13 protein-coding genes and 1 riboswitch are annotated in these 15,629 nt (G+C 73.6%); of the genes, 5 read left to right on the plus strand and 8 right to left on the minus strand.

Annotation, left to right across the window (positions count from 1 at the left end; all coding sequences use genetic code 11):
* Positions 1 to 37 precede the first annotated feature (37 nt).
* Positions 38 to 1,426, plus strand: a complete 1,389-nt coding sequence (pdxR, locus tag CEB94_RS25005; RefSeq protein WP_175434328.1) for a MocR-like pyridoxine biosynthesis transcription factor PdxR — start codon at positions 38 to 40, stop codon at positions 1,424 to 1,426.
* 49 nt (positions 1,427 to 1,475) lie between these two features.
* Positions 1,476 to 1,943, plus strand: coding sequence for a carboxymuconolactone decarboxylase family protein (locus CEB94_RS25010; protein ID WP_175434329.1), 468 nt, complete (start codon positions 1,476 to 1,478; stop codon positions 1,941 to 1,943).
* 61 nt (positions 1,944 to 2,004) lie between these two features.
* Here the strand turns inward: CEB94_RS25010 and CEB94_RS25015 are convergent, their stop codons facing one another.
* The 7 genes from CEB94_RS25015 to CEB94_RS25050 all read right to left on the minus strand — a co-directional run bounded on the left by CEB94_RS25015 (position 2,005) and on the right by CEB94_RS25050 (position 11,528).
* On the minus strand, positions 2,005 to 2,805 hold the full coding sequence (locus CEB94_RS25015; RefSeq protein ID WP_175437144.1) for an aminotransferase class IV: 801 nt from the start codon (positions 2,803 to 2,805) through the stop codon (positions 2,005 to 2,007).
* A gap of 13 nt (positions 2,806 to 2,818) precedes the next feature.
* Positions 2,819 to 3,997, minus strand: coding sequence for an FAD-dependent oxidoreductase (locus tag CEB94_RS25020; RefSeq protein WP_175434330.1), 1,179 nt, complete (start codon positions 3,995 to 3,997; stop codon positions 2,819 to 2,821).
* Positions 3,994 to 5,553, minus strand: coding sequence for a class I adenylate-forming enzyme family protein (locus tag CEB94_RS25025; protein ID WP_175434331.1), 1,560 nt, complete (start codon positions 5,551 to 5,553; stop codon positions 3,994 to 3,996). The genes CEB94_RS25020 and CEB94_RS25025 overlap by 4 nt, the downstream gene beginning before the upstream one ends.
* A gap of 23 nt (positions 5,554 to 5,576) precedes the next feature.
* Positions 5,577 to 7,100 (minus strand): AMP-binding protein, encoded by a 1,524-nt coding sequence (locus tag CEB94_RS25030; protein ID WP_175434332.1) that lies wholly within the window; start codon positions 7,098 to 7,100, stop codon positions 5,577 to 5,579.
* Positions 7,097 to 9,946 carry an aminodeoxychorismate synthase component I gene (pabB, locus tag CEB94_RS41060; RefSeq protein ID WP_246111909.1) on the minus strand — a complete coding sequence of 950 codons (2,850 nt, stop codon included), beginning with the start codon at positions 9,944 to 9,946 and terminating at the stop codon, positions 7,097 to 7,099. The genes CEB94_RS25030 and pabB overlap by 4 nt, the downstream gene beginning before the upstream one ends.
* 30 nt (positions 9,947 to 9,976) lie before the next feature.
* Positions 9,977 to 10,555: an antibiotic biosynthesis monooxygenase gene (locus CEB94_RS25045; RefSeq protein WP_175434333.1), complete on the minus strand. Its 579-nt coding sequence runs from the start codon at positions 10,553 to 10,555 to the stop codon at positions 9,977 to 9,979.
* 127 nt (positions 10,556 to 10,682) lie between these two features.
* Positions 10,683 to 11,528, minus strand: coding sequence for a DMT family protein (locus CEB94_RS25050; RefSeq protein WP_175434334.1), 846 nt, complete (start codon positions 11,526 to 11,528; stop codon positions 10,683 to 10,685).
* 124 nt (positions 11,529 to 11,652) lie between these two features.
* Here CEB94_RS25050 and CEB94_RS25055 point away from each other — a divergent pair, with 124 nt between their 5' ends.
* From CEB94_RS25055 to CEB94_RS25065, 3 genes are all read left to right on the plus strand, one after another.
* A complete protein-coding gene (locus CEB94_RS25055; protein ID WP_175434335.1) occupies positions 11,653 to 12,000 on the plus strand; it encodes a hypothetical protein in 348 nt (115 codons plus the stop codon).
* A 16-nt stretch (positions 12,001 to 12,016) separates the two neighbouring features.
* Positions 12,017 to 13,192: a glutathionylspermidine synthase family protein gene (locus CEB94_RS25060; protein WP_175434336.1), complete on the plus strand. Its 1,176-nt coding sequence runs from the start codon at positions 12,017 to 12,019 to the stop codon at positions 13,190 to 13,192.
* A gap of 148 nt (positions 13,193 to 13,340) precedes the next feature.
* Positions 13,341 to 13,426, plus strand: a riboswitch (ZMP/ZTP riboswitch).
* Between the two features lie 33 nt (positions 13,427 to 13,459).
* Positions 13,460 to 14,908: a glycine hydroxymethyltransferase gene (locus CEB94_RS25065; protein WP_175434337.1), complete on the plus strand. Its 1,449-nt coding sequence runs from the start codon at positions 13,460 to 13,462 to the stop codon at positions 14,906 to 14,908.
* Between the two features lie 93 nt (positions 14,909 to 15,001).
* Here CEB94_RS25065 and CEB94_RS41930 read toward each other — a convergent pair whose 3' ends face one another.
* Positions 15,002 to 15,280, minus strand: coding sequence for a hypothetical protein (locus CEB94_RS41930; protein WP_342789874.1), 279 nt, complete (start codon positions 15,278 to 15,280; stop codon positions 15,002 to 15,004).
* Between the last annotated feature and the right edge of the window lie 349 nt (positions 15,281 to 15,629).

Genomic DNA, 15,629 nt, shown 5'->3' on the forward strand with positions numbered 1-15,629 from the left:
CTAGGAAGGAAGCAGCCCAGGGGTATGGTCCATTTCCATGGCGGAACAGTGGGCCACTCTGGGCGTCGACCTGCACGTGGAGCCGACCGGCCCGGGCCTGCGCCGGGGGCTGACCGACGCCCTGCGCGAGGCGGTGCGCTCCGGCCGGCTGGCCCCCGGCACCCGGCTGCCCTCCTCCCGCGCCCTTGCCGCCGACCTGGGCATCGCCCGCAACACGGTCGCCGACGCCTACGCCGACCTGGTCGCCGAGGGCTGGCTCACCGCCCGGCAGGGCTCGGGCACCCGGGTCGCCGCGCGCGAGGTCGTCCCGCCGTCCGGCACGGCACCCCACCCCCGCGCACCCGCCCGCCCGGCCTACGATCTGCGCCCCGGCAGCCCCGACCTCGCGTCCTTCCCGCGTGCGGAGTGGCTCAAGGCCGCCCGCCGCGCCCTCACCGCCGCCCCGCACCACGCGCTCGACTACGGCGACCCGCGCGGCCGCCCCGAGCTGCGGGCCGCACTCGCCGGGTACCTCTCCCGGGCCCGGGGCGTGCGCGCTGACCCCGAACGGATCGTGGTGTGCGCCGGGTTCGCGCACGGCCTGAAGCTGCTCGGCACGGTCCTGCGGGCGCGCGGGGCGCGGACGGTCGCGGGCGAGTCGTACGGCCTCGACGCGCACTGGAGGATCCTGGCCGCCTCCGGCCTGGACACCACCCCGCTGCCCTTCGACCGGCTGGGCACCGACCCGGGCGGGTTGTCCAAAGCCGACGCGCTGCTGCTCACCCCCGCCCACCAGTTCCCCATGGGCGTGCCCCTGCACCGCGACCGCCGTACGGCCGTCGTGGACTGGGCCCGGCGCACCGGGGGACTGGTGCTGGAGGACGACTACGACGGTGAGTTCCGCTACGACCGGCAGCCCGTCGGCGCGCTCCAGGGCCTGGACCCCGACCGGGTCGTCCACCTGGGCACCACCAGCAAGTCCCTCGCTCCCGGGCTGCGGCTGGCCTGGATGGTGCTGCCGCCGGACCTCGCCGAGGAGGTCGCGGCGGCGAAGGGCGGCGTCGACACCTGCGGGGTGCTGGACCAGCTGACCCTGGCCGAGTTCCTCACCTCCGGCGCCTACGACCGGCACGTCCGCGCGACCCGCCTGCGCTACCGGCGCCGCCGGGACGCCCTGGTCGCCGCTGTCACGGCCCGGGCCCCGGGAGCCCGCGTCACCGGCATCGCCGCCGGTCTGCACGTCCTGCTGCGGCTGCCGCCCGGCACCGAGCAGTCGGTGGTCCAGGGGGCGAACTGGCGGGGCCTCGCGCTCCACGGACTCGCCCGGTACACCCACCCCGCCGCCCGGGCCGAGCCCGTCGACGCCCTGGTCGTCGGATACGGCACCCCGCCGGACCACGCCTGGTCGGGAGCGCTGGACGCGCTGTGCGCGGTACTGCCCGGATAATCGCGCGCATTCCCCTTCGGAATTGCCGTCCGGCGGATATGGTCACCCCATGAGTGAAAATTCCTCCCTGCCCCGCGTAGCCCTGAAGAAAATCACCCCGGACGTCTCCGCCGCAATGGGCTCCCTGCACACCGCCGCCGTTTCCGCCGCCCAGGACGCCAAACTCGAACCGGAACTGCTGGAACTGGTCAGGATCCGCGCCTCACAGATCAACGGCTGTGCGTTCTGCCTCGACATGCACACCAGGGACGCCCGCGAGCAGGGCGAGACCGAGCAGCGCATCCACACCCTGAACGCCTGGCGGGAGACGCCCTTCTTCACCGGACGCGAGCGCGCCGCCCTGGCGTTGACCGAGGCGGTGACGCTGGTCCACGACGGCCGCGTCCCCGACGCCGTCTACGCCGAGGCGGCCGGGGTCTTCGACGAGAACCAGATCGCCGCCCTCATCTGGTCGGCCACCGTCATCAACGCCTACAACCGCATCGCGATAGCGACCCGCATGGTCCCGAAAAACTGAAAAGGGCAAGAGAAAAGCCGCCGGGTCGAATTCGGCCCGGCGTCGCTGTTTCTCCCGCAATTCAGTCGGCCGGCAGCGGCTCCATGACGCCGTCCAGCCAGGTGCGCCATTCCCCGGCCCTTTCCGCCGGAGGCACCCGCATCGGCCGTCCGATCCAGCCCGTCACGGGCCGAATTCCGTGCAGCGCGTTCACCAGCCACACCTCACGGCCCTCCAGCTCGGCCACGGTCCGCTCCCGGTGCGCGATCCGGAACCCGCAGCGCAGCGCCCGCTCCTGCACCAGCCCGGCCGTCACACCCGGCAGGACGGGCAGCCGCGGCGGGGGCAGGCACAGGATGTCGTCCTCCCACCACAGGACACTGGCGGTGGCCGACTCCAGGACCGTGCCCGAGGGGGCGATCAGCACCGCCTCCTCCGCGCCCTCGACCGCGGCCCGGCGGCGCACCCGGGCCAGGGTGTCCAGGTCCGGGCCCTTGCGGCGGGGCACGGTCCGCGGATCGGACTGGCCCGCCGCCCAGAGGCGCACCCCCGCGCCCAGCGGCGGAGCGGGCCGCAGCAGCAGCCGCAGCTCCAGGGACCCCGCCGCGAGTTCCACCCGGGGGAACCACGCCCCCGTGCGCGGCAGCGCGGCGGTCACGTCCCGCCAGAACGCCAGGAGCCGGCGCGGCTCCGGCCCGCCGCACTCACCGCAGGACCGCGAGAACCGCTCCCGGTGCCGGGCATAGGCCCGCACCCCGCCCTCGCGCAGCAGCCACGAGTCCGCGACGAGCAGCCGCCCCTCGGCCGTCCCCTCCGGGGCCGGGGCCAGGCCACGGCCGGGCGTCCACGCCCACAGGCCCTCCGCCACCGCCGGTCTTGTCACCACGAGGTCCTCCTCAGTACGTGCGGCCCGCGACGGCGGGCGCCCCGTGCCGGGGCCCGTACGGCGCGTGCTCCAGCCAGGATCCACACCACGGCAGCACCGGCGCCAGGGCCGCCGCGGCCCGCTGCCTGACCCGGACGATCCGGCGGCGCGGCCGCAGATGGTCCAGGGCCGTACCGGCGGCGGCCATGTTGAACAGACCCGCCGCGCGCCGCACCTCGGCGAAGCGCGCGACCGCCTCGCCGGTCCCGGCGGCGATCGCCTCGGCGGCGGCCGCCGCGTCCGCGATCCCGCTGTTCATCCCGCGCGCCCCGAACGGCGGGAAGAGATGCGCCGCCTCACCGGCCAGCAGCACCCGCCGGTGCGGATCGGTGAACGAGGCCGCCACCTTGCGCAGGAAGCGGTACACCGACACCCACAGGATCCTCTCGCCGTAGCCGTCCCCGACGATCGCGGGCAGCCAGCGCCGTACGGCCTCCTCGGTGCCGAACTCCTCCGGCCGGTCGTCGTCGCGGCACTGGAGGTCGACCTGGAAGCCCCCGGTGAACGGCACCCGCATGACACCGCGGCCGCCGGCCCCGGGATGCTCGTAGTGGAAGACCCGCTCCCACGGCAGCTCGGCGCCCGGCACATCGGCGACGTCCACGACGACGTGGAAGCCCTCGCCGCGGGTGCCCTCCAGCTCGATGCCCAGCTCGCGCCGGACCGCCGAGCGGGCCCCGTCGGCGGCGACGACGTGGGAAGCGCTCCACTCCCGCCCGTCCGCACCCGTCAGCCGGACCCCGCTTCCCGTGCTGTGCACGCCCGTCACGCGGGCGCCCCACACGAAGCCGACCCCGGCCCGCTCACAGGCCGCCCGCAGAAAACGTTCGGTGTCCGTCTGGCGCAGGCTGGTGAACGGCGGCGGGCCGGACGGGGGCGGGAAGGTCCGGGCGTAGACCTCGCGTCCCCGGTACAGGGTGCGTCTGGTGTGCCAGGTCCGTCCGTACGAGGTGATCTCGGCGGCGAGGCCGGGCAGCATCCCGTCCAGCAGGGCGAGGGTCTCCCGGTGCACGAACAGGGCCCGGCTCCCGGGCCGTTCACGGCCTTGCGGATCGGCCTCCAGCAGCGTGACCGGCAGGCCGTGCGCCCGTAGCGCGAGGGCCGCCGACAGGCCCACCGGCCCGGCGCCCACCACCAGGACCGGGGTCATGCCCTGACGCCTTCGCCGAGCATCCGGGCGATCTCCACCCGCTTCACCTTCCAGGTCGCCGTCATCGGCAGGTCCTCGAACCGCCACTGCCGCGGCTCGGCCATCGCCGGCAGCCCGTCCGTGGCCCGCCGCCAGCGCTCCGGGTCCAGGGGCCGCTCGCCGCGCACGCACACCACCGGCACCGGCTCACGGTCCGCCCCCGGCACGATCACGACCTCGCGCAGCTCCTCCAGCCGGGACATCAGCGCGTCCTCGACCTCCAGGTTGCTGTGCACGGCGTCGATCTGGTCCACCTCCCGGTCGATCAGGTACAGCGCGCCCAGGCGGCTGCGGTAGCCCAGGTCGCCCATCTCCCACCAGCCGTCGGTGAGCTGACGGTCGTAGCGCTCCGGCATGCCGAGGTAGGTGAGGATCCGTCCCCGGGTGCGCGCCTCGATGCGGCCCGGAGTGCCGGGCGGCACCCGCCCGCCCTCGGCGTCGGAGACCCGGACCCGGGTGAAGCCGGGTATCCCGAACCCGACCCGGCGGCCGTCCGCCCGGGCGGCACCGCGCCGGGTCACCACCTGGAACGCCACCGGGCCCGTCTCGCTCTGCCCGTACAGCTGGATCAGCCAGGGCGTACGGCGCCGCGACGCGTCCAGCAGCCGCCGCACGGTACGCGGATGGATCGCGTCGAACGTCGAGCCGTAGGACCGGACCCGGGACAGCGGGGCGCCGGGCGCGCCGGCCAGTTCCTCCCACAGCACGAACGTGTTGGGGTGTGTCTCGACGATGCCGGGCCGGTGCCGGGCCAGCAGCGGGCCGACCGCGGCCGGATCCGGGTCGGTGATCAGCACGAGCGGGCTGCCGAAGTGCAGCAGGACACCGAGCAGATGGTAGAAGCGCGAGTGCACGAAGGACATGTGCAGTGCGGCGGTCTCACCCCGGGTGGGCCAGCCCATCGCCTGCTGCGGCACGAGCCGGTTCCACATGGTCCGCGCGCAGTGCACGGCCAGTTTGGGGACGCCGGTGGTGCCCGAGCTGTGGGTGATCAGGGCGGGTTCGCCGGGATGGAGCCGGACGGGCAGAGGCGGTTCGGCGCCGGGGTACGCCGCCAGCGGCTCGGCCCCGGGTGCCTCGTCCACGGACAGCGTCCGCCGCACGAGCCCGGACAGGGCGATGTCCTTCAGCCCGTCCAGCGTCGCGGCGTCGGTGATCAGCCAGGGCCGCCGCAGCCGCTCGAGAAGCTGCCCCGCCACGTCGGGGGCCAGCGCGGGCGACAGCAGCACGGGCACGGCCCCGATACGGGAGGCAGCGCAGGTCAGCAGCATGATGTCGACGTTGTCGGCCTTGTGCACGACGACCTGCTCCGAGGGCCGCACCCCGGCCTCCCACAGCCGGCCGGACAACTCCTCGACCACATCGGCCAGCACGCTGTAGCTCAGGTCGACGCCCAGGGAGGGGGCGACGTCGAGCGGCCGGTCGAGGGTGACGAAGACGGCCCCGTGCCGGTCGGCCGCACGCCGGAAGACCGGTCCCAGATAGAAGCCGCGGTCCGCGAGCAGGGGCTGTCGCATGGGCTCGTTCCTCTCTGTGGTGTTCACCAGGCGCCCTTGCGCACCAGATGGCGGCGGAGCTTCCCGGTCGCGGTGCGCGGCAGCGACGGGACGAAGCTGACGCTGCGGGGGACCTTGAACGCGGCGAGGTTCTCGCGCGCCAGGCCGGTCAACTCGTCGGCCAGTCCGTCCCGAACGGGCGGGGCGGGGACCACGAAGGCCCGCAGCCGGCTCGCCCCGCGCCCGTCGGGAACGGCCACCACCGCCACCTCCCGCACCGCCGGATGGCCGCGCAGGACGGCCTCCACCTCCAGCGGGGAGACGGTGATGCCGCCGACCATCTCCATGTCGTCGGCGCGGCCCAGATGCCGGTAGGTGCCGTCCGGTTCGCGGCGGGCCCGGTCCCGCGTGGCCAGCCAGCCGCCGACCAGCGTCCGGGCGGTCTCCTCCGGCCGGTTCAGATAGCCGGGTGTCACCGTCGGTCCGCGCACCCACATCTCGCCCTCGTCGCCGTCCGGCACCGGATGCCCGTCACGGTCGCGCAGCTCCACCTCGAAGCCGGGCACGGGCCGGCCCACGGTGCCCGGGTGGTGGTGGGAGAAGCCGTTGGCGCAGAACGCGTGACCGGCCTCGGTGGAGCCGATCTGCTCCAGCACCGGCGCGCCCAGCAGGGCGGTGACCTGCTGGGCCAGCCCCTCCGGCAGCCCCTCACCGGCGGACACCGCGGCCCGCACCGAGGCGAAGCAGCCCTCGTGCCCGTTGCCCCGCTCGACCACCAGCGCGGCGTACGCGGACGGCACGGAGTACAGCAGCGTCACCCGGTGCCGGGCGACGAGCTCGTCGATGGTGGCCGGAGAGGGCCGCCGGTCCACCAGCACGGCGGACGAGCCGGAGAACAGCGGGAAGACCAACGCGTTGCCGAACCCGTAGGCGAAGAAGAGCTTCGACACCGACAGGGTGACGTCCTCCGCGGTGATCCGCAGCACCCGCCGCCCGACCAGGTCGTGGTACGTCCGTGGATCGCCGTGCGTGTGCACGACGCCCTTGGGACGGCCCGTGGTGCCGGAGGTGTACTGCACGTAGAGCGGGCTGTGCGCGTCGACCTGGTGGGCGGGGGCGGGCTCGGCGGCGGGGGCGAGGGCCATCAGCTGGTCGGCGCCGAGCGCTGTCCGGCCGGCGAAGGGTTCCTCCAAGCCCGGCCCCGTCACACACAGCACGGCGTCGGTGTCCTCGGCCAGGAAGGCGTGGTCGGCGGCGGGGAGTTCGGGGTTGACCAGGACCGCGACGGCACCGAGGCGGGCGGTGCCGAGGAACGCCGTCACCCAGGCGAGGGAGTCCGGCAGCGCGAGCAGCACCCGGTCTCCCGGGCGCACCCCGTACCCGGCCAGCACCGTGGCCGCGCGGGCGGCGAGGCCGTGCACCTCACCGTGGGTCCAGGCCCGGTGTCCCTGGTGGAACGCGGTCCGGCCGGTCCACCCGCGCCGCTCGGCGAGCTCCGCCAGGTGGGCCGCGAGATTCCCGGGCGCCTCGGCCTCGGCCGGGCTCGGTGTGACCTGCGGACTGGTCATCGCCGGGCCTCCCCGGCCGCCCCGGCCTTCTGCCCCGGCGGGCCCTGCTGCCGCATCCGGTCGGCCGTGTGCCGGTGGAGGGCGCGCATCGGGGCCGCCGTCTTCAACAGCATCTCCTCGTACTCGGCGTCCGGATCGGAGCCGAGCACGATCGCACCGCCCGCCCCCAGATGCATCAGTCCGTCGGCGAAGACGGCGGTGCGGATCACGATGCTGAGGTCCGCACCGCCACCGCACCCGAAGTAGCCGAGGGCGCCGGAGTAGACGCCGCGGGCCTCGGTCTCCAGCGAGTCGATGATCTCCAGCGTGCGCAGCTTCGGCGCGCCGGTCATCGACCCGCCCGGGAAGCAGGCACGTACGCAGTCCACCGCGTCCGTGCCCGCCCGCAGCCTGCCCTCCACGGTCGACACCAGCTGGTGCACGGTGGCGTACGTCTCCGTGGCCATCAGCTTGGAGACCCGCACGGTCCCGGTCCGGCAGACCTGCCCCAGGTCGTTGCGCAGCAGGTCCACGATCATCAGGTTCTCGGCCCGCGTCTTGGCGTCCGAGGCGAGCGCGTCCCGCAGCCGGGCGTCCTCCTCCGGCCCGTCGCCCCGGGGCGCGGTGCCCTTGACGGGCCGGGCCTCGGCGGTGCCGTCCCGGCCGATCCGCAGGAACCGCTCGGGCGAGGAACCGGCCACCTCCAACTCCCCGAACCTCAGGAACGCCGCATAGGGGGCCGGGTTGTCGCGGCGCAGCGTCCGGTAGAACTCCAGCGCGTCGGGAGGGGCGGGTAACCGGGCGGCGTTCGTCAGGCAGACCTCGTAGCTGGTGCCGGACCGCAGCGCCCGCCGGCACGCCTCGATGTCGGCGATATACGTCGCCCGGTCGCGCACCAGCCACGGCTCGGCGGCGCCGGGGTCGGCCGGGGCCGGTTCTCCGGGCAGCGGCGGGCGCTCCGCCGCCACGCAGGAGAGTCCGGCCAGTACGCCCTCCAGCCAGTCGGCGGCCTCCCGCGCGGCCTGCGGGGTGTCCTCCGCCAGGCACACGGCGTAGGTGTACCCCGCCTCGTGGTCCACCGCGATCACCCGGTCGGCGAACAGCCAGGCGGCGTCCGGGGCGGGGGAGCGGTGCCGGTTGGACGACCCGCAGTCCGCCTTCATCTCGTAGCCGAAGTAACCGACGTAGCCGCCGGTGAAGTCGAACGGCAGCCCGGTCGCGTCCACCCGGCGGTTGCTCAACTGCCGCTTCAGGTAGTCGAAGACACTCGCCCTCACCCGCCGCATGGGCCGCCCCGCCCGCTCGATCTCACACCGCCCGGCACCGACGTCGTACCGCACGAACTCGGCCAGCGGCCCCTGGTCGTCCCCGAGGAACGAGAACCGCGACCGTCCCGGCTCGACCAGCGAACTGTCCAGCCAGAAGCTCCGCGGCGACCCCGAGAACATCCGGCCGAAGACCGCCTCGGCGTCAACGGCCCCGGTGACCCGCCGGGTATGCAGCCGATACCCGACCCGCCCGGGCCGGCGGGGCCGGGGGATGGCGGCGGACGGGCCGGCCTCGGCATGCGTCTCCTGCTCCGCGTCCGGGGCGCCCCGGCCCGGCGCATCGGCCGAACCCACGGGGCCGACGCCACCGGCCACCGCAGCAGCCGAGACGACCTCACCCGACGCGACGGCCCCACCGGCCGCGAGCGTCCCGGGCTCGTCGGGTACGACTGCCGCGGGCTCGCCGGACGCGAGCGTCCCGCGCCCGCTGGGCATGAGCGTCCCGGGCCCGCTGGGCACGAGCGTCTCGGCCTCGCTGGGCGCGAGCGTCTCGGCCTCGCCAGGTATGACCGTCTCGGGCTCGTCGGGTACGACTGCCGCGGGCCCGCTGGGCGCAAGCGCCTCGCCTCGGCCGGGTACGACCGTCTCGGGCCCGTCGGGTATGACTGCCCCGGGCTTGCCGGTCGCGAGTGTCCCGGACCTGCTGGGCGCGAGCGTCCCGGGCTCGCCGTGTACGAGCGTCCCGGCCCCGCCGGGCACGACCGCCCCGGCCCCGCCGGACAACACCGCCCCGGCCCCGCCGCACACGGCCGCCCCGGCCCCGCCAGGCGTGCTCGCAGTGGCCTGCGCGAGTGCGGCGACCTGGAAGGCGGCCGCGGCCACGGGACGACGCAGGCCGGCAAGGTCGAGAACGCCCCCCGGTATCCGGCGGGCCCCCGTATCGCACTCCGGGACGAGCGGCCGCCGACGGACCCCCTCGTGCGACGGCACCGCCGTGTTCTTCGTGCGCAGCTTGCCCGCCCGCGCGGCGGTGAGGTTCCGGAAGTTCACGAGCATGCGGTGCCCGTACTCCGTGAGGACCGACTCCGGATGGAACTGCACTCCCCACAGCGGCCGGCTGCGGTGCCGGAGCCCCATCAGGACACCGTCCTCCGCCCAGGCCGTGGCCTCCAGCGTCTCCGGCAGGGGCTCGCGCACGGCCAGGGAGTGGTAGCGGACGGCGGTGAAGTGCTGCGGCAGGCCGTGGAACAGGTCCCGTCCGTCATGGCGGATCGTGGACAGATGCCCGTGCCGCGGCTCCGGAGCGGGCCCCACCAGCCCGGCCTCGCCGAGCGCGATGCCCTGATGCCCCAGACACACACCGAGCACCGGAACCGGCGAGGTGGCGAGCAGTCTGCCCCCGATGCCGAAGTCACGGGTCTCGCCCGGATGCCCGGGGCCGGGGGAGACCACGAGATTGTCGAACGCCCGGAGATCAGGAAGACCGTCGACGGGCGCGTCGTTCCGGACCACGACCGGCTCCTCGCCGTTGACCTCGGCGATCAGCTGGAACAGGTTGTACGTGTAAGAGTCGTAATTGTCGATGAGCAGGGTCTTCACCCGCCCACCTCCCTCTGTTCGTTCGCGGGCCTATGTGGCCCGGCGTTTGTGCCGCCCGCGCAGCGCCTGGAGCGACGGGTACAGCCATTTCCGGAAGAAACGCTGGAGCCGCGGCATGAGAATCCAGGTGACAAGGGCCGTCACACACAGACACAACAACAGCGTGCGAAACAGTGCATTGAGGTCACCGAGATAGGGAAGCACCGTCAGATTGAACAGGAGCACCGGCGGGAAAACCGCGCTCATATTCACGAACCACAGTTTCCATTTCGACGGCGGAGCCGGTGGCGCGGGTGTAAGGGTCTGCGCGTCGAACCAGGCCCGGGCACCCGGCACCCTCCGGCGCTCCGCCTCCCGGGCGACCCCCTCCAGTCGGGCGTCCCACTGTTCCCGGGAGGGCGATTTCTCCCAGGCCAGGGCCGAACCCTCGCTGGCGAAGCGATAGACGACATGCCACTCCGCCCCTCCGTCGACAAGTACGCCACCCCCCAGAAACCCCGGCTGCCGCGCGGTCGCGCCCAGTAAGGCCCACCCCCAGGAGTGGAAGTCGGCCGCACGGCCCGGCGTCACGCGATAGGCCACGGTGACCGTGACTGGATTACTGGTCACGCCGTCCCGTACGGAAAGCGCTCACCGCGCGTTCAAGATTCAACAAACAATTTTCCGGTTCTTCGCAAGGCAGCTGGAAGATTGTCCGGAAGGCGAAGACTTTCCACAGCTGGGAAAGCCCTTCCGCTCACCGCGGTGCGACAGCGCGCTCCTCCGCCTCCACCGGCGCCTCCCCGAACCGCGACAACGCCAGCGCCCCGGCCACCGCCACCGCGAAACCGAGGATCGCCAGCCACCCCAGCCCCGGCCGCGTCCGGTCCCCGAGCCACACCACACCGATCAGCGCGGGCGCGACGGTCTCTCCGAGCACCAGCCCGGCCGTCGCCGTCGTCACCGACCCGCGCTGCAGGGCCGAGGTCAGCAGCAGGAACGCGGCCCCGCCGCCGAGCAGCAGCGCGTACGTCGCCGGATTGGGGAACAGCTCACCGGGCGACAGCCCGTCGATGAGCCGCACCGACACCTCCACCACCCCGAACCCGAGCCCCGACCCCAGCCCGAGCGCCAGCGCCCGCCCCCGCTCCGGCAGCCGCCCGCCCGCCGCCCCGAGCAGCAGCACCCCACCCGCCGCCCCGAGCATCGCCCACTTCAGCCCGGCCGGCCCGGCCTCGTCGCCCTCCGCCCCCGACGCCAGCCCCAGCAGCGCGAGCCCGGCACACACCACCGCCACCGCCGCCCACTCGACGCGGCTCAGCCGCACCTTGAGCAGCCGCGCCGCGACCACGGCCGTCACCGCGAGGCTCGCGGCCATCGCCGCCCCCACGGCGTAGATCGGCACGGACCGCAGGGCGAGGATCTGGAGTACGAAACCGAGCCCGTCCAGCGCGAGGCCGGCCAGATACCGCCACTGCCGCAGCGCCCGCCACAGCAGTGCCAGGTCCCCGCCCGGGCCGGTCGCCGCCGCCGACCGCGCGGCGATCGCCTGCAACACCGTCGCCGTACCGAAGCAGACGGCCGCACCAAGGGCACACACCATTCCAAAAATCACAAATCGACAGTAGGGGAGCGGCTGCCGACGGGGGGCCATGCGCGCCCGTTCACACCGATCTCTAGGCTGACCGTCTGTCAGTGCACGACGGGGAGACTGGGGGAGCACGCACATGGCTGAAACACGGCGAAGGCTGCGCTCGAGCACGGTGGTGCTGGGGGGCATGGGCGTCCTCGCGGCGGCCCTGTCCGCGTGCGGTTCCGACCCCGACCGCCGCTGCGTGGACCGGGACAGCTACGACTACATCAACGGCTACAAGATCGTCGCCGACAAGAACTGCTCGTCCGGTACGTCCTCCTCCGGCAAGGGCCGCAAGAAGACCGGCAAGGCCACGGCCACCGACGCCGACTGGTACTACGACGCCGACACCAGCGGCGGCTACGCCGACAACGGCACCTTCAGCCGCAGCGAGGCCGTCGACCGGGGCGGCTTCGGCTGCTCCGGCAGCGGCGGCGGCTGACGGGCGGGCACGGCAGATGGAACGCCGGACCATGGAGCCCCGCCCCGGCTGGCAGCGGACCGTCGAGGAACAGGGCCTGATCTACCCCCTCACCCGCTACCCCGACGACTCCCTGCGCCCCTACTGGGACGAGAGTGCGTACTACGTCTTCTCCCTGGAGGAGATCGAGGCCCTCGAAGAGGTGGTCGAGGACCTCCACCGCATGTGCCTGGCGGCCGCCGAGCACATCGTCACGGAGGACCGCTTCGCCGACCTGGGCATCACCGACCCCCGCGTCGCCCGCACGGTCGCCGAGGCCTGGCACCGCCGCGCCGAACTCCCCTCCGTCTACGGCCGCTTCGACCTCCGCTACGACGGCACCGGCCCGGCCAAGCTCCTGGAGTACAACGCCGACACCCCCACCTCACTGGTGGAGGCCGCGTCACCCCAGTGGTTCTGGATGGAGGAACGCTTCCCCGGCGCGGACCAGTGGAACTCCCTGCACGAACGCCTGATCGGCGCCTGGAAGAAGCAGGCCGCCCTGCTCCCGCCGGGCAGCCCTCTCTACTTCGCGTACTCCTCCGCCGACGAACTCGGCGAGGACATGATGACGGTCGCCTACCTGAAGGAGACCGCCGAGCAGGCCGGCCTCGCCACCGACTGGATCTCCATGGAGGAGATCGGCTGGGACCGCCTCTCCGGCCGCTTCGTCGACCAGCGCCTCCGCTTCATCCGCAGCGTCTTCAAGCTCTACCCCTGGGAATGGCTCACCACCGACCGCTTCGCCGACCACGTCCTCGACACCCTCGACAACGGCGGCGGCACGGGCTCCACCCTCTGGATCGAGCCGGCCTGGAAGATGCTCCTCAGCAACAAGGCCCTCCTCGCCGTCCTCTGGGAGCTCTACCCCGGCCACCCCAACCTCCTCCCGGCGTACCTGGACGGCCCGCGAGACCTGCCGGGCTGGGTCGCCAAGCCCCTCCTCGGCCGAGAGGGTGCGGGCGTCACGGTCCACGAGCCCGGATCCGCCCCCGCCCTGCGCGACGAGCCCTGCTGCTACCAGCAACTGGCCCCGCTCCCCGACTTCGACGGCAACCGAGTGGTCCTGGGCGCGTGGGTGGTGGAGAACGAGTCGGCGGGTCTGGGCATCAGGGAGTCCTCAGGCCTGATCACCGACGAGTACGCGAGGTTCCTGCCCCACGTGATCCTCTAAGAGGGGCTGAGGGCCCACGCCTGTAAGGGGCGCGGGGCTGTGACATGTGCGGCTTCGCCGCGTGGGCGCGATCAACCACATGCGACCCGCACCCGGCACCGAAGAGCAACCCGGCGGACGCCCCCCGCCCACCCCACCCGGTAGGCTGACCGAGGGCCGTGACTGGCGCGCTGGGATGGACGAACCATCGGGGAGCGGCCCGAGAGATGAGTGCCGTGCGCCTGGGCCGTACCGTGAACGCTGAACGCAACGTCCGGAGGTCCACACATGTCAGCCGAGCCCCTCTCCACCGCTTCCACCGCCTACCGCGCCGCCCTCGACGTGATCCGTGCCGTGGAACCCCGCGTGGCGGACGCCATCGGCCAGGAGGTCGCCGACCAGCGCGAGATGCTCAAGCTGATCGCCTCCGAGAACTACGCCTCCCCGGCCACGCTCCTGGCGATGGGCAACTGGTTCAGCGACAAGTACGCCGAGGGCACCATCGGCCGCCGCTTCTACGCTGGCTGCCGCAACGTCGACACCGTCGAGTCCCTCGCCGCCGAGCACGCCAAGGAACTCTTCGGCGCCCGCCACGCCTACGTCCAGCCGCACTCCGGCATCGACGCCAACCTCGTCGCCTTCTGGGCCGTCCTCGGCGCCCGCGTCGAGGTGCCCTTCCTGGAGAAGACCGGCGTCCGCCAGATCAACGAGCTGACCGACGCCGACTGGGCGGAGCTGCGCCAGGCCTTCGGCAACCAGCGCATGCTCGGCATGTCCCTGGACGCCGGCGGCCACCTCACCCACGGCTTCCGCCCGAACATCTCCGGCAAGATGTTCGACCAGCGCTCCTACGGCACCGACCCGGCCACCGGCCTGATCGACTACGAGGCCCTGCGCGCGAGCGCCCGTGAGTTCAAGCCGCTGATCATCGTGGCGGGCTACTCGGCGTACCCCCGCCTGGTGAACTTCCGGATCATGCGCGAGATCGCCGACGAGGTCGGCGCGACCCTCATGGTCGACATGGCGCACTTCGCCGGCCTGGTCGCGGGCAAGGTCCTGACCGGCGACTTCGACCCGGTCCCGCACGCCCAGATCGTGACGACGACCACCCACAAGTCGCTGCGCGGCCCCCGCGGCGGCATGGTCCTGTGCGACGACTCCCTGAAGGACCAGGTCGACCGCGGCTGCCCCATGGTCCTCGGCGGCCCGCTCCCGCACGTCATGGCCGCCAAGGCCGTGGCCCTGGCCGAGGCCCGCCAGGAGTCCTTCCGCGACTACGCCCAGCGCATCGTGGACAACTCCCGGGCCCTCGCCGAGGGCCTGATGCGCCGCGGCACGACCCTCGTGACCGGTGGCACGGACAACCACCTGAACCTGATCGACGTCGCCTCCTCCTACGGCCTCACCGGCCGCCAGGCCGAGGCCGCCCTGCTCGACTCGGGCATCGTCACCAACCGCAACGCCATCCCCGCCGACCCGAACGGCGCCTGGTACACCTCCGGCATCCGCATCGGCACCCCCGCCCTGACCACGCGTGGCCTGGGCACCGCCGAGATGGACGAGGTCGCCGGCCTCATCGACCGCGTCCTCACCACCACGGAGCCGGGCACGACCAAGTCGGGCGCTCCCTCCAAGGCGGCCCACGTGCTCGACGCCAAGGTCGCCGACGAGATCTCCCGCCGCGCCACCGACCTCGTGGCCGGTTTCCCGCTGTACCCGGAGATCGACCTGGGCTGACGCCCACGGCTCGTCACCCGTCCAGGTCGACCAGGACCTGACACGGCTCCTCCCGCGGCGGTCCGGCTTCCCGCCGGGCCGCCGCGCGGCGTATCAGCAGCACGCCGCCGACACCGGCCGCGAGCCCGGCCACCAGCCCGCCCACCGCACATCGCCCCGCGCCGGACCGGACAGATCCGCGGCGGCCGTGCTTTCCACGGGCCCGCCCTCCGCGTCACCGACCAGCCGGGCCAGGTCCAGCCGCTCGAAGACCGACTTTGGCGCCCGGTGCCAGCGGATGTCGTCGTCCTCCACGGCGGGCGCCGGATCCGAGCGCACCCAGGGCGCGCCGTCTTCGGTCACCACCAGCTGGTCCTGCCGCTCGACGGCCACGTCCCCGCCCGGCGGCCGGTTCGTGCTCGGCCAGCCGCCGACACCGGACAGTCTCCCAGACCACCGTGAGCCGCGCCGGCGGGAAGTCCCCCTCCGCCCAGCCCTCCGGCACCCGCTCCGTCCCCGCGTGCGTGGGCTGCAACAACTGCCACAGCCGGGCAAAGGCGGGCTCCCCCGACCGCACCGCCACGGTCCGCCCGGTACCACCCGCGACAACCATCGCCACATCGGGAACGTCCCGCCCCCGCCCGGGCAGACCTCCGACACCCGCCACGGCCGTGGTCCGTCCGGTGTGGTCCGCGACGGCGGTTTCCCCGTCGGGGAGGTCCGGCTCCTGCGCGGGGAGTGC

Origin of the sequence: Streptomyces hawaiiensis (assembly GCF_004803895.1) — a bacterium.
In the GTDB taxonomy this organism is placed as follows: Bacteria; Actinomycetota; Actinomycetes; order Streptomycetales; family Streptomycetaceae; genus Streptomyces; species Streptomyces hawaiiensis.